General features: G+C 67.5%; 16 protein-coding genes and 1 pseudogene. 7 read left to right on the plus strand and 10 right to left on the minus strand.

Going from position 1 to position 18,654, the window contains the following annotated elements; translation table 11 throughout:
* Nucleotides 1–86: 86 nt before the first annotated feature.
* The 5 genes and pseudogenes from DQP56_RS02830 to DQP56_RS02850 form a co-directional block, all read right to left on the minus strand.
* Nucleotides 87–1,133, minus strand: coding sequence for a TIGR03857 family LLM class F420-dependent oxidoreductase (locus DQP56_RS02830; RefSeq protein ID WP_205868784.1), 1,047 nt, complete (start codon nucleotides 1,131–1,133; stop codon nucleotides 87–89).
* Nucleotides 1,130–1,513, minus strand: a complete 384-nt coding sequence (locus DQP56_RS02835) for an ester cyclase (RefSeq protein WP_112683490.1) — start codon at nucleotides 1,511–1,513, stop codon at nucleotides 1,130–1,132. Before DQP56_RS02835 ends, DQP56_RS02830 begins: the two co-directional genes overlap by 4 nt.
* Complete coding sequence (locus DQP56_RS02840; protein ID WP_205868785.1) at nucleotides 1,510–2,580, minus strand: phosphotransferase; 1,071 nt, start codon at nucleotides 2,578–2,580, stop codon at nucleotides 1,510–1,512. Before DQP56_RS02840 ends, DQP56_RS02835 begins: the two co-directional genes overlap by 4 nt.
* Nucleotides 2,577–3,686, minus strand: coding sequence for an alpha/beta fold hydrolase (locus DQP56_RS02845; RefSeq protein WP_112683491.1), 1,110 nt, complete (start codon nucleotides 3,684–3,686; stop codon nucleotides 2,577–2,579). Before DQP56_RS02845 ends, DQP56_RS02840 begins: the two co-directional genes overlap by 4 nt.
* Nucleotides 3,683–4,680: pseudogene (locus DQP56_RS02850) on the minus strand (flavin-containing monooxygenase). The gene DQP56_RS02845 and the pseudogene DQP56_RS02850 overlap by 4 nt, the downstream one beginning before the upstream one ends.
* A gap of 85 nt (nucleotides 4,681–4,765) precedes the next feature.
* Here DQP56_RS02850 and DQP56_RS02855 point away from each other — a divergent pair.
* The 3 genes from DQP56_RS02855 to mig are packed head-to-tail and all read left to right on the plus strand — an operon-like array spanning nucleotide 4,766 to nucleotide 8,033.
* Nucleotides 4,766–5,782 (plus strand): aromatic ring-hydroxylating oxygenase subunit alpha, encoded by a 1,017-nt coding sequence (locus DQP56_RS02855; protein WP_112683492.1) that lies wholly within the window; start codon nucleotides 4,766–4,768, stop codon nucleotides 5,780–5,782.
* On the plus strand, nucleotides 5,779–6,396 hold the full coding sequence (locus DQP56_RS02860) for a cysteine hydrolase family protein (protein ID WP_112683493.1): 618 nt from the start codon (nucleotides 5,779–5,781) through the stop codon (nucleotides 6,394–6,396). Before DQP56_RS02855 ends, DQP56_RS02860 begins: the two co-directional genes overlap by 4 nt.
* On the plus strand, nucleotides 6,384–8,033 hold the full coding sequence (gene mig / locus DQP56_RS02865) for a medium-chain acyl-CoA ligase Mig (protein ID WP_112683494.1): 1,650 nt from the start codon (nucleotides 6,384–6,386) through the stop codon (nucleotides 8,031–8,033). Before DQP56_RS02860 ends, mig begins: the two co-directional genes overlap by 13 nt.
* Here mig and DQP56_RS02870 read toward each other — a convergent pair.
* Together DQP56_RS02870 and DQP56_RS02875 are read right to left on the minus strand one after the other, a co-directional pair.
* Nucleotides 8,030–9,457, minus strand: coding sequence for an aldehyde dehydrogenase family protein (locus DQP56_RS02870; protein WP_234825483.1), 1,428 nt, complete (start codon nucleotides 9,455–9,457; stop codon nucleotides 8,030–8,032). The genes mig and DQP56_RS02870 overlap by 4 nt on opposite strands.
* Before the next feature lie 38 nt (nucleotides 9,458–9,495).
* Entirely contained in the window at nucleotides 9,496–10,305 is an 810-nt protein-coding gene (locus tag DQP56_RS02875) for an NAD(P)-dependent oxidoreductase (RefSeq protein ID WP_112683496.1), read from the minus strand.
* A 146-nt stretch (nucleotides 10,306–10,451) separates the two neighbouring features.
* Here DQP56_RS02875 and DQP56_RS02880 point away from each other — a divergent pair, with 146 nt between their 5' ends.
* The 3 genes from DQP56_RS02880 to DQP56_RS02890 all read left to right on the plus strand — a co-directional run bounded on the left by DQP56_RS02880 (nucleotide 10,452) and on the right by DQP56_RS02890 (nucleotide 13,817).
* Complete coding sequence (locus tag DQP56_RS02880) at nucleotides 10,452–11,237, plus strand: SDR family oxidoreductase (RefSeq protein ID WP_112683497.1); 786 nt, start codon at nucleotides 10,452–10,454, stop codon at nucleotides 11,235–11,237.
* A gap of 14 nt (nucleotides 11,238–11,251) precedes the next feature.
* Entirely contained in the window at nucleotides 11,252–12,532 is a 1,281-nt protein-coding gene (locus DQP56_RS02885; RefSeq protein WP_112683498.1) for a cytochrome P450, read from the plus strand.
* Nucleotides 12,533–12,605: 73 nt separating this feature from the next.
* Nucleotides 12,606–13,817: a cytochrome P450 gene (locus DQP56_RS02890; protein ID WP_112683499.1), complete on the plus strand. Its 1,212-nt coding sequence runs from the start codon at nucleotides 12,606–12,608 to the stop codon at nucleotides 13,815–13,817.
* 162 nt (nucleotides 13,818–13,979) lie between these two features.
* Here DQP56_RS02890 and DQP56_RS02895 read toward each other — a convergent pair whose 3' ends face one another.
* Nucleotides 13,980–15,536, minus strand: a complete 1,557-nt coding sequence (locus tag DQP56_RS02895; RefSeq protein WP_112683500.1) for an aldehyde dehydrogenase family protein — start codon at nucleotides 15,534–15,536, stop codon at nucleotides 13,980–13,982.
* Between the two features lie 57 nt (nucleotides 15,537–15,593).
* Here DQP56_RS02895 and DQP56_RS02900 point away from each other — a divergent pair, with 57 nt between their 5' ends.
* Nucleotides 15,594–16,808 (plus strand): CaiB/BaiF CoA transferase family protein, encoded by a 1,215-nt coding sequence (locus tag DQP56_RS02900; protein ID WP_165824884.1) that lies wholly within the window; start codon nucleotides 15,594–15,596, stop codon nucleotides 16,806–16,808.
* Here the strand turns inward: DQP56_RS02900 and DQP56_RS02905 are convergent.
* Entirely contained in the window at nucleotides 16,805–17,602 is a 798-nt protein-coding gene (locus DQP56_RS02905) for a thioesterase family protein (RefSeq protein WP_112683502.1), read from the minus strand. The genes DQP56_RS02900 and DQP56_RS02905 overlap by 4 nt on opposite strands.
* Nucleotides 17,599–18,615 carry an NAD-dependent epimerase/dehydratase family protein gene (locus DQP56_RS02910; RefSeq protein WP_112683503.1) on the minus strand — a complete coding sequence of 339 codons (1,017 nt, stop codon included), beginning with the start codon at nucleotides 18,613–18,615 and terminating at the stop codon, nucleotides 17,599–17,601. The genes DQP56_RS02905 and DQP56_RS02910 overlap by 4 nt, the downstream gene beginning before the upstream one ends.
* Between the last annotated feature and the right edge of the window lie 39 nt (nucleotides 18,616–18,654).

Raw genomic sequence — 18,654 nt, forward strand, 5'->3', positions numbered from 1 at the left:
CCTTCTCCGGCGAGTGTGCGCGTCCCCGGCCGACACACCGAACACATGACCGGGTTTGCGCACGCTCGCGCAGCAGCGCGGATGGCTCAGGGCACGATCTCGCGGTAGGCGCGCACCACTGGCTCCAACTCGTCGGGCGTGGCACCGTGCATGATCACCGCGTCGGCGCCGTAGCCGAACTCCGCTCGGATCCGGTCAGCGCACTGCCGCGCCGAACCGGTGGCCGCCGGTTCCAGCCACTCGTCGGGGATCAGGGTGGCGATGTGCTCGATCTGATCGGCGCTGGCCTTGTGGTCGATGCCGCCGGCGATCGAGGTCACCACCGAATCCTCCCGGAACCGCTGTAGCACAGCGGGATCCCAGTTGTTGGTACGCACCATCAGATCGCCGTAGCCCTGCAGGTAGGTCGCGAGCCTCGCGACCGTCTTCTTCAGCCGCAACTCCTCGGGCAGGTGATCGCCGACGGTGGCGAAACACGACCACACCCGCACGCTGTCCGGATCGCGACCGGCCCGTTCCGCAGCGTCCTTGACTGTTTTCACGCTGCGCTGCAACGTTTCCGGAGTGAAGTAGGTGTGCAGGATGACGTCATCGAACATCGCGCCCCCCAGCTCGAGCGTGTTCGGGCCGAACGCCACCAGCGCCAGCCTGATGTTCTCGTCGAAGTCCGGATCCAGAAACAGCACCTGATAACGACCGATCGGCCCGTCGTGGTTGAAGATCACCTCACCCTGCCAAAGCCGCCGCATCACAGCCGCGAAATCGGCCATCTGCGCAGTGGTGACGCTGGGGATACCGAACGCGGCATACATGGCCGCCACGCCGCGGCCGATGCCCAGCGTGAACCGGCCGCCGGACAGCCGGTGCATGGTGGTCGCCCACGACGCCGTGATCAACGGATGACGGGTGTTGTGATTGGTGGCAGCGGTGGCGATCTGCATCCTGCTGGTGACCGCGCAAGCCGCCCCAACCAGCGATGACGCCTCCTTGACGTTCCAGCGCTCGGAGATGAACGCGGTACCGAAGCCGAGCTGCTCGCCACGGCGGGCCTCGTCCATCAGCGCAGCCGGCCCTTCGCCACCGGCGCCGGCCAGCAGGTAGTAGCCCAGTTCGTCGAGTACCCGGTCGGTCATGCCCAAACTCCTTGCTTGTAGCCGCAGTTCCACACCTCGGTGATCTTCCCGTCGACCACGCGGAACACCTCCATACTGCTGATGGCCATCGCAGTCCCGTCAGTCAGCGTCATCGGCGACTGGTAGACGATGGCGACATGTTCGCCGTCGTCGCCGGCGACGACGAGGTTGAGTTCGAAACGCAGCTTGTCGAACAGCTTCCAGTGATCCACCACCCGCGCAACCGCCTGGTCATGCGTCAGCGTGTGCGCTTCGCCCACCTCGTGTCGCACCACGACGTCACCGATCAATTCGTCGGCGAGCGCGAAATCGCGCTCGTTCCACACCACCAAGTTGTACAGCTCCACCACCTCACGGGCGCTGCGGACCCTGCTGCTCACGCAAACGCCCCGATCGCATCGACGTCGTCGATCGTCGCCACCGCCCGGTCGGTCAGCGTCAGGCACAAGTCGCGGGAGCGTTTCGGCATCGTGTCCCAGCCGATCAGGGCAAGGACGGGAAACAACAGCAGATACGCCACCGCCATCCGGTAGTGCCGCCACGCCTCGTCGAAACCGTAGTCGGTGATGCCGCGCGCGGCGAGCTCGGCCAGGTAGTCGTGCACCAACTCCTCGTCGTGGCCGCGGCGGTCCTGCACCGGCAGCCCCTGGCTGACCAGATATCCGATGTCGGCGACGCCGCAACCCAGCGAGGCGAACTGGTAGTCGACGACTTTCAGCGCATCGCCGTCGAAGAACATGTTGTCCGCACGGATATCGCCGTGCAGCAGCATCCGGCGTTCTGTCAGCGCCACCAACGCCTGCGGGGCGAACTCGGTGAACCGCTCGGCATACCGAGCCACCGCAGCGGGCACTGGGGCCGCGGACTTGTCGCGGTAGATCTGCCATCCGATTCCGAAGGCCGCAACCAGCAGCTCACGAACCACCGGCGTGTCCAGGCTGGGAAAGACCGCGAGCGCATCAGAGTCGGCGGCGGTGACCGACCAGGCATGCAAACCGGCCAACTGCCGGATCGCCACGCGGGCTTGTCGCATTGAGAGTCCGGCGAGATGGTCGGCATTGACCCAGTCCGCCAGGTCCTCCATCACCAGCACGAAATCCGGGCCGTCGATCAGGGCGGCGTAGACCCGGGGCGTCGGCAGCGGCGCCCTGCCCGCCACCGATTGGTAGAACGACAGTTCACGTTGGTAGCCGCCCAGGATCTCCATGGCCCCCCTGGCCTCGGACTGGGCGGGCAGCTTGACGATCAAACTCGGTGGCAGCCCCTGGCTTCCGGTGATCCGCAGCCGATACAACAACGCCGAGAACCCGGTGTCCTCGGCGATCCGCTCAGCCGAGACCCCGGTGACTGCAGCGGTGTCGGCGATGGTGCCGCAGGAACACAGTGCCCTGGTCAGCCATTGCGGTGTCACAGCGTCGATGCCGGAGGGAATCGCCAACGCGGTCATCGGCCAGCTCCGATCTGCGACAGCAACCGTTCGGTCTCCGCCTGCACCCGCCGGGAGAAGATATGTCCGGCATGGCCGCCGTCGTGCCAATACAATCGGCCGCCCCACCGATCCTGCAGGGCCACCGCGGGCTCGGGATACGCCATCTGGTCGTGGCGCGCGGCCACGATCAGCCGGCGATCGGCAGCCGGTCTCGGATTGGTGGCCAACAGATCGACCACCGACATCAATGCTGCGGCCGTCTCCGAGCGCAACGCGTCGGCGACGGAGAGCCCCGCCGGTCCCCACCGCCACAGATGGTGCGCAATCATCGAGTTGAGCCCGGCAATCGGCGTGTACACCGCGACGGCGTCGACTCTCTCGAGGTGGGACACCAGGCCTGCGATCGGGCTGCCCAGTGACACCCCGGCCACCGTCACGGTGGTGGCCTGCGGCGCCACCCACCGCACCACCGCACGGACTTCGGAGATCGCGCGCATCATCCCGGCGATATTGGCCAGCGGATCATGTCCGGGGTAGGGCGGCCAGGCGCGGCGACGCACGCCGTGACCGGGTTGTACCGGCAGTGCGATGTTGAATCCAAGCCGGTGCAGTCGCCGCACCCGGGCCACCAGCAGATCCGGCCAGCTGCCCTGGCCGGCCCCGTGCACCCAGATGAGCCAGGGGCGCGGTCCACCGGCGTGCCGGCACAGCTGAACGGCGGCGGTCGCCGGACCGTCGAACTCCGCCAGCGACGGGGGCAGTCCGGGATCATGGCGGAACCTCAGCTGCTCGACGGTCAGCCCTGCCGCCCGGCGCCGACGAATCGTCGCCACCCGCAGTGGATCCGGCGCGGTGTGCGCCCCCTCGATTCCCAGTCCGGACAGCTCGTCGGCGGCCGCCAGACACTCGGACAGCGGTCGCGCCAGCACCGGGGTCGGAGCCAGCAGCGTCATACCGGTCAGCGTCAGCTCGTCGAGCAGCACCTCCCCCAGCTGGCGCAGCCCCCGTGGCGAGCCCGCCGCCCAGTCCGGAGCGCCGCTGAGCGCGCGAACCGACCGGGGTAGCACGCCGCCCAGTCCCCGGATGATCTGCGGTAGCCGTTGCGGCGGGCCCATCGGCGTCATCCCAGGGTGAATCCGGTGTAGCCGGCGGCGGCGATCTCCTCGCAGCGGCGGCGGTATTCCGGGATGCCTCCGGTGTATCCCATATACATCCGTTTCTTGCCGGGGACGTTGCCGCCGTTGTACCAGGAATTGCAGCTCGGGTGAACCAGCACGGTCGGCGCGACCAAGGACGAGGTGTGTTCGATCCATTCGGTCTGAGCCGCCGCCAACGCCTCGATGGTGCGGTGCCCGTTGGCCCGTAGATAGGCAATGCAGTCGCCGATCCACTCCACGTGCTGCTCCAGAGCGGCGATGAAATTGGTTGCCGCGCTGGGACTGCCGGGGCCTTGAACGGTGAACAGATTCGGGAACCCGGCGACCTGCAGCCCCAGGTAGGACACCGGCCCCTGTTCGGCCCAGACATCACGTAGCAACACCCCGTTACGGCCACGGATATCGATGCGACTCAGCGCACCGGTCATGGCGTCGAAACCGGTGGCGTAGATGATCACGTCGAGGTCGTAGTGGTCCCGCTCGGTCCGTATACCGGTCGGCGTGACCGCGCTGATCGGCTCGGTGCGGAGATCGACCAGCGTCACGTTGTCGCGGTTGAACGTCTCGTAGTAGCCCTGGCGAAGGTCATCGCAACGACCTTGGCGTGGAAAGCGATATCGCGGCGCAGGTCGAGTCGGTCGGCGACGAAGTTCAGGTATGCCTCGATCTCCGGCTGGGCCGGCATCGTCTCCGTCCAGACCCACTCCTGCTGGATCTCATCGGAAAAGCTGTAGGAGTACTCGATGCTCTCGATGTCGCAACGGGCTCCGGGATAGCGGTTGACCAGCCAGGTACCCCCGACCGAATCGGCCATCTCCAGCACTCGGGTGCGCACGTTGAGTTCGCGCAATCGATGCAAGGCATAGAGCCCGGAGAATCCCGCCCCGATGACCAGTGCGTCGAAGTGCTCCGCGGCTCCGCCCGGGTGTGACACGTCCGCGGCCGCAACGGAATGGGCCATGCTGTGGCAGCCTCCAAGTTTCGGGTTCCTCTACCGATGGGTTTACGGTACGGTATTCAGTTATGCGCCCGCGGGAGAACACGAAATGAAGGTCCCGTTCACCTGGAAAGTCACCGGCTGGTTCATGATCGGCTGGTCACCCGAGTTCGAGGTCGGCAAAACCCGCGCGCTGCACTATTTCGGTGAGGATCTGGTCGCCTACCGGGGCGAGTCCGGGGAGCTGCACGTGATGGAGGCGCACTGCAAGCATCTCGGCGCCCACCTCGGCCACGGCGGCAAGGTCGTCGAAGACCGGGTGGAATGCCCGTTCCACGGCTGGCAGTGGGGACCCGACGGCTGCAACAAGTTCATCCCGTACCAGCCGGACCGACCCAACAAGGCGTTGCGCCTTCGCGTTTATCCGGTGATGGAGCAGTACGGCTGCGTGTTTGTCTGGCACCATCCCGACGGAGCTGAGCCCGGGTGGGAGATGCCGGACATCTTCGGCAAGTTCCCGCAGTTCACCACCGGCCCCGAGGGTTACTACCGGGCGTATCCGGAGTTCTCCCGCCGACTGGCCGACGAGCCGGTTCATCCGCAGATCGTCGCCGAGAACGCCGCCGACAGCGCGCATTTCCAGTACGTGCACCACGCCACGGTGACCCCGAGGCTGCTGGACTGGCAGATGACCGACCGGGAGTGGCACTTCGTCGCCGGCTTCCCCGATGTGAACAGCGACGACCCCGATCAGATGGCGCTGCGTTTCCACTCCCATCTGTTCGGCCTCGGCGGAGCGATCAGCATCTTCGAAGGCGTGCAGCAACATCGGCTGATCTTCACCTGCACCCCGGTCGACGAGGGCCACTCGGACCTGTTCTATTCGATCTGGTGGCCACGGATTCCCGGCGATGACTCCGACGCCCCGCTGGAGGACATCCGCGCCCGCGTCGAGCAGCAGTTCCTGTCCACCGTCGAGGACGACCTGGGTATCTGGCGTTACCAGCGCTACGTCGAGCATCCGGCGCTGTCCAAGGTCGACGCGAAACCCTTTATGACGCTGCGGAAATGGGCGACGCAGTTCTACGATGTGGCGCCGGAGTCCGCGGCGGCAGCCTTGCCGTGACGGCCGCCCTGGCGGAGCTGGTGGCGCCCGGCCACACCGCGCTGGTGACTCAGGAGCTGCAGGGCGCAGTCGTCGGGCCCGATGCCGGACTGCCGGTACTGGCCGCCGAGGCCCGCCGCGAAGCGTGTCCGAACATCGCACGGCTGCTGCCGGTGGCCAGAGCCGCCGGAGTGCAGGTGGTGCACTGCCTGGTGCACCGACGGCCGGACGGTCGGGGATCCAACCACAACGCGCGGCTGTTCGCCGCGGGGCGTGACGCCGTCAGCATCGATCCGGGTAGCCCCGGTGCCAGCCTGCTGCCCGAATTCGGTCCGGAGCCATCGGATCTGGTTCTGAGCCGCTGCCACGGCGTGGGGCCGATGGGTGGGACCGACCTGGATGCGGTGCTGCGCAACCTGGGGATTTCGACCATCGTGGTGGCCGGCGTCTCGTTGAACGTGGCCATCCCGAATCTGGTGATGGACGCGGTCAACGCCGCCTACCGGGTGGTGCTGCCCCGCGACGCGGTGGCCGGTGTGCCGGCCGAGTACGGGGCTGCGATGATCAAGAACACCCTGTCCCTGCTGGCGACGATCACCACCACCGAGGAGCTGATGCACACGTGGCGACGCTGACCCAATTCACCGTGCCGGACGTCATCGACGCGGTGGCCGCGGCTATTCCCGATCGCGACCTGGTGGTTCAGGGCGATCAGCGCTTCAGCTACGCCCAGATCGTCGAGCGGTCCAACCGGTTGGCGTCCTACCTGCATGCGCAAGGGCTGGGCTGCCACACGCCGCGATCGGACCTGCTCGGACACCAGACCGGCCAAGACCTGTTGGGAATCTACGCCTACAACGGCAACGAGTTCATCGAGACCCTGCTGGGCAGTTTCCGGGCGCGGGTCGCGCCGTTCAACGTCAATTACCGTTACGTGCGCAATGAATTGGCCTACCTGTTGGCCGATTCCGGCGCCACGGCGTTGGTGTATCACGCCAGGTTCGCTCCCACGCTCGCCGAGGTGCTGCCCGAGCTGCCGCAACTGAAGGTGCTGATCCAGATCGCCGACGACTCCGGCAATGCGCTGCTCGACGGCGCCGTGGACTACGAGACGGTGCTGGCGGACAGTTCGCCGCAACCGCCGCCGGTGCAGCCGGACCCCGATGACCTCTACGTGCTCTACACCGGCGGTACCACCGGCATGCCCAAGGGCGTGCTGTGGCGCCAGCACGACATCTTCATGGGCTCGTTCGGCGGCCGCAACCTGATGACCGGCGACGAGGTCGGCTCCATCGACGACATCGTGGGGCCGGCCGCCGAGAACCCCGGCGTGAAGTTGATGATCCTGCCGCCGCTGATCCACGGCGCCGCGCAGTGGGCGGTGATGACGGCGATCAACACCGGCCAAACCCTGGTCTTCCCTTCGGTTGTCGACCATTTCGACGCCGACGACGTGGTGCGCACCATCGAGCGGGAGAAGGTGCTGTCGGTCACCGTGGTCGGTGACGCGATGGCCCGGCCGCTGATCGCGGCGATCCAGCGGGGCGAGGCCGACGTGTCGTCGCTGATGGTGGTGGCCAACGGCGGCGCGCTGTTGACCCCCTACGTCAAGCAGCAGATCGTCGAGACACTGCCCGGGGCAATGGTCATCGACGGGGTCGGCTCCTCGGAGACCGGCGCCCAGATGCGCCACATGTCGACGTCGGGCGCGGTCTCGACCGGGACGTTCGGCGCTGGGCCGGACACTTGCGTGGTCGCCGAGGATCTCGGTTCGGTGCTGGCACCCGGCCACGACGGTCTGGGCTGGCTGGGCCAGCGTGGCTACGTCCCGTTGGGCTACAAAGGCGACGCGGTCAAGACCGCGGCGACGTTCCCGGTGATCGACGGGGTGCGCTACGCCGTGCCCGGTGACCGGGCCCGTCATCTGGCCGACGGCTCGGTCGAGTTGCTCGGCCGGGATTCGGTGACGATCAACTCCGGTGGGGAGAAGATCTTCGCCGAGGAGGTCGAGATGGCGATCGCCTCGCACCCGGCCGTGGTCGACGTGGTGGTCGCCGGCCGGCCCAGCGAACGCTGGGGGCAGGAGGTGGTGGCCGTGGTCGCTCTGGCCGACCAGGCGTCCGCCACCTCGGCCGAGATCATCGAGCACGCCGGCGGATCGCTGGCCCGCTACAAGCTGCCCAAGGCGATCGTCTTCCGCCCGCAGATCGTGCGCAGCCCGGCGGGCAAGGCCGACTACCGGTGGGCCCGCGAGCAGGCCGAACAGGGCTAGCCGCGCTTGAGCCGCCGGTGGGTTCGGTTGCGCGCCCTGCGCAACATCGCATCGGCGTAGAACCGCATCCCGGGTTTGAACGGCGGCGCCGCGGACCCGGTCAGGCTGAACGGCAGGTCTGAGCCGACCACCGTTCGGTAGTGACTGAAGGCGTCGAAGCCGGCCTTGCCGTGATAGGCGCCCATCCCGCTGCGCCCCACACCGCCGAACGGGGCAGCCGACGGGATCATCTGCGCGGCGAAGTCGTTGCGGGCCACACCACCGCTTCGGGTGCGCCGCACGAAATCCCGGAAGCTGCCGTCGTCGGGGCCGTACCAGTAGGCGACCAGCGGCGCGGGACGCGCATTGATCTGATCGATCGCCTCATCGACGGTTCGGTATCCCTGCACCATCAACACCGGCCCGAAGATCTCCTCCTCGGCGATCCGCATCGTGTCGTCGACGTCGCGAACGATGGTCGGGGCGATCTTGCGGGAGGCGCGATCCGGCAGCGACTCACCTTCCGGCGCAATGGTTTCCACCCTGGCGCCGCGTTCGCGGGCATCGTCGACCAGGGCCAGCACCCGGTCGAAATTGGCCTCGTTGACCGACGAGCAATAGTCACCGTTGGCCACAATGGTCGGGAACATCTCCTGCAGCGTCTGCCGGGCGACCTCGACGAACGAGTCGATGTCGCGCTCGGGCACCAGCACATAGTCGGGGCATACGCAGACCTGACCGCCGTTGACCATCCGGGCCGACGCGATCCGCTTCGCCGATCGCCGGACGTCGGCGTTCGGAGCGACCACGACCGGGTTCTTGCCACCCAGCTCCAGTGTCACCGGGACCAGGTTCTCGGCCGCCGCGCGTTGCACCAGCGCACCCACCGCAGGCGACCCGGTGAAGAACAGGTGGTCGAACGGCAGCCCCGCGAACGCGGCCGCCACGTCCGCGCCGCCGGTGACGACGGCGAGTTCGTCGGCATCGAAGTATCCCGGCGCCAGAGATTTCATCAACTCGGCGGTACGCGAGGTGATTTCGGACATCTTGATCATCACCCGGTTGCCCGCGGCGAACGCCGCCGCCGCCGGCAGCACCACCAGTTGCAGCGGGAAATTCCACGGGCCGATGATGCCGACCACGCCCAGCGGGCTGGGCTGCACCTCGGCCCGCAGCCCGCCCAGCCGTGCGGCCCGCATCAGCTTTCCGGCCCGCATCCATTGCTTGACATGCGATCTGGTGTGCTCGATCACCGGGATCATGCCGACCAGCTCAGTGGAGAGCGACGCCGCCCGCGACCGGGTCCCGAAATCTGCGGCCATCGCATCGACGAAGGCATCGGTGTTGTCCAGCACCAGGGCCAGCAACCGGTCGATGCGGCCATGCCGGACGTCCACATCGGGCGGTCCGTCGGCGACGAACGATTGCCGCTGCGTTGCCAGCAGGTTCTGCAGGTCGGCGATCTCGCCGGCCGCCGGCGCGGTCACGACAGGTCCAGCGGCCCGGTTTCGGCCACGGTACGCAGCTGCCCGAGCTCGACACCGCGGTCCGCGGCGGCCTCGATGCACGCTGCCACGTCTTTGCGCATAAAGGGCGCAACGATTTTGCCGAAGTCCTCGACTCCCCCGGCCGACTGCACGTATCCCGCAGCCCGGCTGCCGCCGCTGCAGTGCTCCAGCGCTGCGAACAGGCTGGCTTCGGGCACCCCGAGGTTCTTCGCCAATTCGACGGCGGCCGCGACGAGTTGCGCGTTGGACGCGAACAGCACGTTGTTGATCAGTTTGAGGTTCAAGGCGGTGCCCAGCGCACCGGTGGTGATCACCGGGTCGGCGTAGGCGGCCAGCACCGGCTGGGCGCGAGCCACCGCGTCGCCGGGGCCACCGAGCAGGACCGTCAGCTTCCCGGCGGCGATGTCGTGGGCGCCGCCGCTGACCGGTGCGTCCGCCAGCACCGGCCCGGCGGGGAACTGCTCGAGCAGTCCGGTCAGAGTGCTCACCGTGCCGGTGGTGTGCGACACCACCACGGTGCCGGGCTTGACGTTGGCCAGCAGGCCGTCGGGACCGGTGGCGATCTCGAGCAGCTGCGCGTCGGAGAACAGGCAGCTGATCACGAGGTCGGATTCGCGACCGACCGTGGCGACCGATTCCACCGGCACCGCACCGGCGGCCGCCAGGCGCTCGCGCACCTCGGGCCGGCGTGCATACACCTGCACGCGGTGGCCGGCATCGAGCAGCCGCAGCACCATCGGCTCGCCCATCTTGCCTGCGCCGATGAACCCGATGGTGTCGGTCATGCTCGGCTCCTCCTGCGTCGCGCACCGCCCCTGCCGGGAGATCAGCGGGGGTCCGGAGGGCCAACCGTAGCATTGTCGGGAGGCCCCGAGTTCGTTACAGTCGAGCTTACTGTCGACATTTCGGGTTCACCAGAAAGCTGGCGAGAATGAGCAACGCTCAGCGCAGGGTGGTGGTCGTCGGCGCCGGATCGGGGATCGGCGCGGCGACGGCCGCGCACTTTCACCAGCGCGGCGATTTCGTGCTCGCCGTCGACGTGCGCCCACAGCAGACCCCGGCGTCGCAGCACGTCTGCTGCGACTTGCGCGACGCCGGTGCCATCGCCGAGTTCACCGGCGGGATCGGCGACGGCTGGGACCTGCTGGCCCACGTCGCCGGGGTACCCGGAACCGCACCGGCCGCCGACGTGTTGACCATCAATTACTTGGGCATGCGCCTGATGATCGAGGGCATGCTGCCGCGACTGCGCCCCGGCGGCGCGGTGGTCGCGGTGGCTTCCACAGCCGCGCTGGGCTGGGAGCAGCGCATCGAGACGCTCAACGGGCTGCTCGACGCAACCGATGCCGAGTCGGTGCTGCGCTGGCAGGCCGGCCAGGATCCGGCGTTCCCGGTGTACACCTCCTCCAAGCAGGCGATGATCCTGTACGCCAAGCGATTGGCCGCGACAGCGCACGCCAAGTACGGGGTGCGGATCAACACCGTCAGCCCGGGCCCGGTCGAGACCCCGATCCTGGCCGACTTCGAGCAGTCGATGGGCAAAGAAGTGCTCGACACCGTGCGCAACACCGTCGGCCGGCACGGCGTCGTCGACGACATCGTGCCACTGATCGACTTCCTCGGCTCGCCGCAGGCCGGCTGGATAACCGGTCAGGACATCGCCGTCGACGGCGGCTTCATCACCTCGATCACCGCCGGCACCCCCATCACCGTCTGAGCCGAGAGGACGACATGACCCTGAGTTCACCTGCCAGCCCGCCCACTTCGCCGCGCCCCTACCACCGACTCGACATCTCGGATCCAGCCTTCTGGGGCAATGACTTTCGCTCCCGCGACGAGAGTTTCGCAACGTTGCGCGGCGAACCGGGGCTGAGCTGGCACCGGCCGATACCGGCCGTATTCCCGCACGAAGAGACCGGCTACTGGGCGGCGACCCGGCACGCCGACGTCAAGTTCGTCAGCCAGCACGAGGAGCTGTTCTGTTCCAGCGAAGGGGTCAGCGTCGATCCGATGCCGGCCGAGATCCAGCGCAACATGACCTTCTTCCTGGCGATGGACCCCCCGGAGCACACCCGCTACCGCAAGCTGATCAGCTCGGGCTTCACCCCGCGCCAGGTCCGCCGCATCGAGGAGCAGATCAAGACCAACGCCCGCAGCATCGTCGACGATCTGCTCGAGCAGCTGCACACCGGCAACCAGATCGACTTCGTCGCAAGCTGTTCGGGCCAGCTGCCGATGCGCACCGTGTCCGACATGATCGGCATCGATCCCGCCGATCAGCAGAAGGTGGCCTACGCCGCCGAATGTCTGTTCAGCGGCAGCGACGACGAGTACGCCTCGCTGGAGGAGCGGGCCGTGCATGTCATGACGCAGCTGGGTGTGCTGGCCGGTTCCGGCGTCGAGTTGGCGCAGCGCCGTCGCGCCGAGCCGCACGATGACCTGATGACCGAACTGGTCAACGCCGAGGTCGACGGCCACCGGCTCAGCGACGAAGAACTCGGCTCCTTCATGGTGCTGCTGGGTTCGGCGGGCAACGACACGACCAAACAGACCACCACGCACGCGTTCAAGGCGCTGATCGATCATCCCGAGCAGCGCGCCTGGCTGTTGGCCGACTTCGACAACCGGATCGGCGGGGCGGTCGAGGAATTCGTGCGCTGGTCGACACCGGTGCTCGCGTTCGCCCGCCACGCCGTGGTGGACACCGAAGTCGCCGGGACCGAGATCAAGGCCGGCGAGAAGATCGCATTGTTCTACTGCTCGGCCAACCGCGACGAGGCGGTGTTCGACCGGCCGCACGAGTTCGACATCACCCGTGACCCCAACCCGCACCTGGGGTTCGGCGGCGGCGGCGCGCACTACTGTCTGGGCACTCACGTCGCCCGGATGCAGTTGCGCCACCTGTTCTACGAGCTGCTGACGCGGCTGCCCGAGGTCACGCTCGGCGAGCCGGAGTATCTGCAGAGCACCTTCGTGCACGGCATCAAGCGGATGCCGATCAGCTTGGCCTAGGGTGGCGCAGGGCCGGTGTAATCATTTACTGTAATGCTTACAGTATTCTACTCAGCCAGACGGGAGATCAGTCGTGGAGAGCCAGGTTGACGGCGCCGCCACCGCACTCGACAAGCCGGCCGGCTTCATCCGGGACCCGTACCCGTACTTCGAGGCCAAGCGCCGCGAGGCGGGCATCTTCCCCGGAACGGTCATGGACTACTCCAAGACCCCGGAATCGCTGCGGCCGAAGCTGTCATTCGCCGCTGTCTCCTTTGAAGCAGTCAACCAGGTGTTCCGCGAAGCGGATTCCTTCAACTCGCGCATCTACGACATGACGATCGGGCTGTTCCTGGGGCCCACCATCCTGGCGATGGAGGGCGAGCCCCACCGCAAGCACCGCAACCTGGTGTCCTCGGCTTTCAAGCGGAAATCGTTGGTGCACTGGGAACCGGACGTGGTGCGGCCCGTCTGTAACGCCCTGATCGATGAGTTCATCGACGCCGGCACCGCCGATCTGGTGTCCGGGTTCACCTTCGAGTTCCCCACCCGCGTCATCTCCAAGTTGCTGGGCCTTCCCGAAGAGGACCTAGCGTGGTTTCGGCAGCGAGCGATCGAGTTGATCAGCTACACCGTCAACTACGAGCGTGCGTTCAGCGCGTCAGCGGCGTTGAAGGACTACTTCCTCGATCAGATGGACAGGCGCAAATCGCACCCGACCGCCGACATCATCGGCGATCTGGTCACGGCCGAGATCGACGGCGAGAAGTTGGGCGACGAGGCGATCTACTCGTTCCTACGGCTGCTGCTGCCGGCCGGGCTGGAGACCACCTATCGGGCCACCAGCAACCTGCTCTATCTGCTGCTGACCCATCCCGACCAGTTCGCCGCCGTACGGGCCGACCACGACCTGATCGGCCCCGCCATCGAGGAGGGGTTGCGCTACGAAACCCCGCTGACCACCGTGCAACGCACCGCGATCCGCGATACCGAGGTCGCCGGTGTGCCGATTCCGGCCGGTGCCGTCGTCGATGTCTGCATCGGATCGGCCAACCGGGACGAGACCCGGTGGGAGCGTTCGGAGCAGTTTGACATCTCCCGCAAATGGATTCCGCACATCACGTTCGCCGCCGGCGAGCACACCTGCATGGGCCTGCATCTGGCCCGCATGGAGATGCGCGTTGCGATGGAGTGCCTGCTGGGCCGGCTCGGCGACATCACTTTAGTGACCGACGACAACCCGCACATCTACGGCCAACCGTTCCGCTCGCCGCGGTCGCTGCCGGTGACGTTCACCAGCAAGTGAGCTGCGGACAGTAAGACGTTTGCCCGCCTCGTAGCGACAATTTGCGCCGGACCTCGCCCGCGGCAGGCATTGTCGCTACAAGCCGGGCACAAACGCCTATGGTCGAAACTCGCCAGACGCCGGAACCGGAGCCCGAGCGGGGTACACGGCGCGGCGGGGGACTCAGGCCCCCCGCGGTCTGCGGTAGCCGATGGTCTTGGTCTCCAGGTACTGCGAGAACCCCTCGATCCCACACTGCCTACCCCAGCCGCTGCTCTTGTAGCCGCCGAAGGGCGCATCGGCGCCGTAGTACATGCCGCCGTTGACGCCGATGGCCCCGGTGCGTACCCGGCGGGCCACGGCCATGGCCCGCTCACTCGACGCCGACACCACCGCGCCGGCCAGCCCGTAGGCGCTGTCGTTGGCGATCCGCACCGCCTCGTCGTCATCCCCGAACGGCAGGATCACCAGCACCGGACCGAACACCTCCTGTTGGGCGATGGCCGCGCTGTTGTCGACGCCGACGATCACCGTCGGCTGCACGTAGTACCCACCCGTCAGCTCATCTGGTAGCCCGGTGACTTCGCCTCCGCCGGTGGTGATCTCAGCTCCGTCGCGGCGCGCTTGCGCAATCGCATCGAGCACCCGCTGCTGCTGCGCGGCGCTGATCAGCGGACCCACCAGGGTCTGCGACAGCACCGGGTCACCCACCGTCACCGCCGCGAAAGCCGCGGTCACCGCGGTCACCACCTCGTCGTAGAGCGAGGTGTGCACCAGCATCCGGGTGGTGGCCGCGCAGGCCTGCCCGGCGTGCACGCACACTCCGACCGCACCCGGGATCACTTTGGCCGGGTCGGCGTCGTCGAGCACGATCAGCGCCGACTTCCCGCCCAGTTCAAGGAAAGTGCGCTTCATGGTGTCGGCGCTCTGGCGTGCCAGCAGCTTGCCCACCGCGGTGGATCCGGTGAACGAGATCATGTCGACGCGGGGATCGGTGCCGAGCAGACCGGCCACCTCGTTGGACCCGGTGGGCACCACGTTGAGCACGCCGGCGGGGATGTCGGTGTGCTCGGCGACCAGCCGCCCCAGCCGGGTGGCGTTCCACGGCGTGTTCGGGTCGGGCTTGAGCACGACGGTGTTGCCGGCCGCCAGTGCCGGCCCCAGCTTGTTGAGGATCACCTCGATCGGGAAGTTGGACGGGGTGATGGCCGCCACCACTCCGACCGGCTCCTTGACCACGGTGCGCATATTGCGCTCGCCGAATAACCCGCCGCCCTGCAGCGGCCGCTCCCACTCGAACTCATCGATCAGCCGTGCCGGGTAGCGCAATGCGTCGGCCAGCGGCCAATCCAGCTGTGCCAGTTGGGTCGTCATCACTGGACAGCCCACTTCGGCGATCAGCTCGGTGCGCAACTGCTCCTGTTCGGCCTCCAGTGCCGACTGCAACTGCTGCAGGCATCGCTTGCGCAGGTCCCGGTTGGTCGCCCAGTCGGTGTCGTCGAACGCTCGGCGGGCGGCGCCGACTGCCCGGTCCATGTCGGTGGCGTCAGCCGCCGCGGTGGCGCCCAGCACCCGCCCGGTGGCCGGCGCGATGCTGTCGAACCGCGCACCCGATGCCGCGTCGACCAGTTTGCCGTCGACCAGCATCCGCGGCTCGGCGGCCGCCGCGGCCCGTTCGCCGATCTCGACGCTGGTGACCTTGACGTCGCCGGCATCTTTCGGATGCCCAACCGTAACCATTACAGTAGAATACTCCAATTGGTCGGATGTCAGGAGCGTGCCGAGTTGATCAAGGTCATGGACGGCTTCCGAGTACTCGAGGTCGCGCAGTTCACGTTCGTCCCGGCAGCCGGGGCGATCCTGGCCGACTGGGGCGCCGACGTCATCAAGGTCGAGCACCCGGTGCGCGGCGACACTCAGCGCGGATTCATCCGAATGGGCGGTTTCGAACTCGACCCCGACCGGCATCCACTGATCGAGCATCCCAACCGCGGCAAGCGCAGCGTCGGCATCGATGTCTCGACCCCCGAGGGCCAGCAGGTGCTCCACGAACTCGCCGCGACCGCAGACGTCTTCTTGACCAACTACCTTCCCCGAGCACGGCAGAAGAACCGGTTCGACGTCGAGCACATTCGTGCGGCGAACCCGAACATCATCTACGCGCGCGGCAGCGCCTACGGCGACAAGGGCCCGGAGCGCGACATCGGCGGTTTCGACGGCACCGCGTTCTGGACCCGCAGCGGCGTGGGCCACGCGCTGAGCCCGGAAGAACTGGGCGCGCCGCTGTCCCAGGGGATTCCGGCGTTCGGCGACTCAGTCGGCGGCATGAACATCGCCGGCGGTATCGCCGCGGCGCTGCTGCATCGGGAACGCACCGGGGAGGCGCTCGAGGTCGATGTATCGCTGCTGTCCACCGCGTGGTGGGCGGCCGGCGCCAGCGTGACGCAGGGGATGGAGACCGGCGAGGCCATGCGCTCGCTGATGCCGCAATCCGGTGGTTCCCCGGCGAATCCGTTCCTGGGCAACTACACCACCTCCGATGGCGGCACCATCAACCTGTGCATCGTGAGCCCGACCGGATACATCCGGGACACCTTCGAGCACCTCGGTATCCCCGAGGCCGCCGACGACCCCCGTTTCTCCGACGTGCTGCCGTTGATGGAGAACGCCGATGCGGCCAGTGAGTTGATCGTCGCCGCGATCGGCGCCAAGCCGTTCGAATACTGGCGTCAGAACCTCAAGACCATGAAGGGCCAGTGGGCGCCGTTCCAGAGCCTGGTGGACCTGGGCTCCGACGAGCAGGCCATCGCCAACGACATGATCGTGGAGGTCGAGGCCGGCGATGGCGGGCCGGCGTTCAAGGTGGTCCGTGGTCCGGTGCAGTTCAACCACGAGCCGCTGGAAACCACCCGCGCTCCGCAGGCGTCCGAGCACACCGAGACGGTGTTGATGGAACTCGGAATCGACTGGGACCGCATCGAAAAGCTGAAGGAGTCCGGCGCTATCGCCTAGCCTGCCGCAGATTTCTCTCTGCTCGGATCGAAGTTGAAGTTCGCGATGGCAGTCGATACACCGTTGCCGATCGGGCCGGATGTGTCGAACAGTGCGGCGCTTCCAGTGGCGACGCCCGCGTCGCTGTAGTGGGTCAGCGACGCCAGCCCGATATAGGGGCCGACCGGCAGCCTGCTCAGCGTCAGGGTGTAGTCGGCGTTGATGAACGCCAGTCCCTTGGTGCTGAAGTTCGTCAGCGAGGCGGTGACATCGACGGCCATCGCCGCCCGCACGAACGGCGTGAGTTCTTCGCCGTCGACCAGGTCACGGATCTCGCGCAGCCACGCGTAGCGCGGACCGGCGTGCTGCCACGGGAAACGGCCACCGTCGTCGCTGCCGTAGGTCTGGATGAACATCGGCACGGATTCATCAAGGCTCGCGGGCTCCTCCGGCACCGAGAGCATGGGGACTTCGGTGGTGTAGAACTCACCGTCGGGCTGGGTGCCACGCCGCAGATACAGTGCCGATGCGCGGGCCACCAGTTCGCCGTCCTGGGTCATGGCGGCGTCTATCGCGCGCATCCGCGACCCGGCGCGGACCACCGACGCGGTGACGCGCAGCGGTTCGGTGGCCACCCGGCGCAGGATCTCGACGGTGAGTCGCGCCGGCTGCAGGTCGTTCTCGGGCACCTGTTGCTCGACGGCGCGGGCCAACAGGCCACCGACCACCTGTCCGCCGAGTGTCGGCCCCCACCCGCCGTGGGCGATGGGATTGGGCACCAGGTCGTTGTCGCGGCGAACCGTGAACGGGATCATGTCTTGCTGCGCTCCAGGTAGAACTTGGCGGCGCGCCGGATCGCGTCCTCGGTCGGTTCCGGATGCCACCCCAGTTCGCGGGTGGCCTTGCTGTGGTCGGCCGGCGACGTCAACGCCATGAGCCGGGCACCCGTTGCGGTGAACGCGAAGTCGCGGCGCAACAGCGCCCCCAGCGCCCCGACGAGATGCCCGGCGATATGCAACACCGCCATCGGTACGCCGAAGCGGGGCGGCGTTGCCCCGACCTCGTGAGCGGCGATGGTGAGCATCTCGCGCTGACTCATGTACCGCTCGGAGATGATGTAGCGCTGGCCGATCCGCCCCCGTTCGGCGGCCAGGATCATGCCTCGGGCGGCATCGTCGATGCCCACCACCTCCGAGCCCACACCACGCGCGTAGGCCGGCATCCTCCCCTGCGCCGCCAGCTGGACGAGCATGCCCTGGCGCGGCTGCCAGTCCGGCGGACCGTACGGATTCGACACGTTCGTGACGACTGCCGGCACGCCGCGGTCGGCCGCGTAGGACAGCACCAGCCGCTCCGCCTCACGGCGGGAGGCGATGTAGGCCCCACCTTGGTCGGCCCAGTTGAACGGCGTTTCCTCGTCCACGGTTTCGCCGTTGCGCCCCACCGCGATGGTGCCGATGGTGCTCAGGAAGACGAACTTGTCGAGGTTGGCATCCGCGGCCACCTCCAAGACATTGCGCAGCCCCTCGACGTTGGTGCGAAACAGCGGTGCGGGGTCACGGAGTTCCGCGCGGGTGTCGACGACGCAGTAGTACACCACGTCACGGTCTGCCATGGCCGCGGCGACGGCCGCGGTGTCGAAGATGTCGCCGTAGCACCGCTGCACGTCAAGTCCGTCGATGCCCTTGGTGGAACTCGAACGGCGCAACAGCACGCGCACGTCGTCGCCGCGGGCGACCAACTGCCGGGTGACACAGGCGCCGACGTTGCCGCTGGCGCCCATGACGAGGGCCCGGCGTCGCCCGGCCGATTCGTTGTTCGCTGTCATCGCCTCAAACCCCGCTGTTCAACCTGCGCTAGCGTACAT

The organism is Mycolicibacter senuensis, assembly GCF_003284925.1.
GTDB classification, from domain to species: domain Bacteria; phylum Actinomycetota; class Actinomycetes; order Mycobacteriales; family Mycobacteriaceae; genus Mycobacterium; species Mycobacterium algericum_A.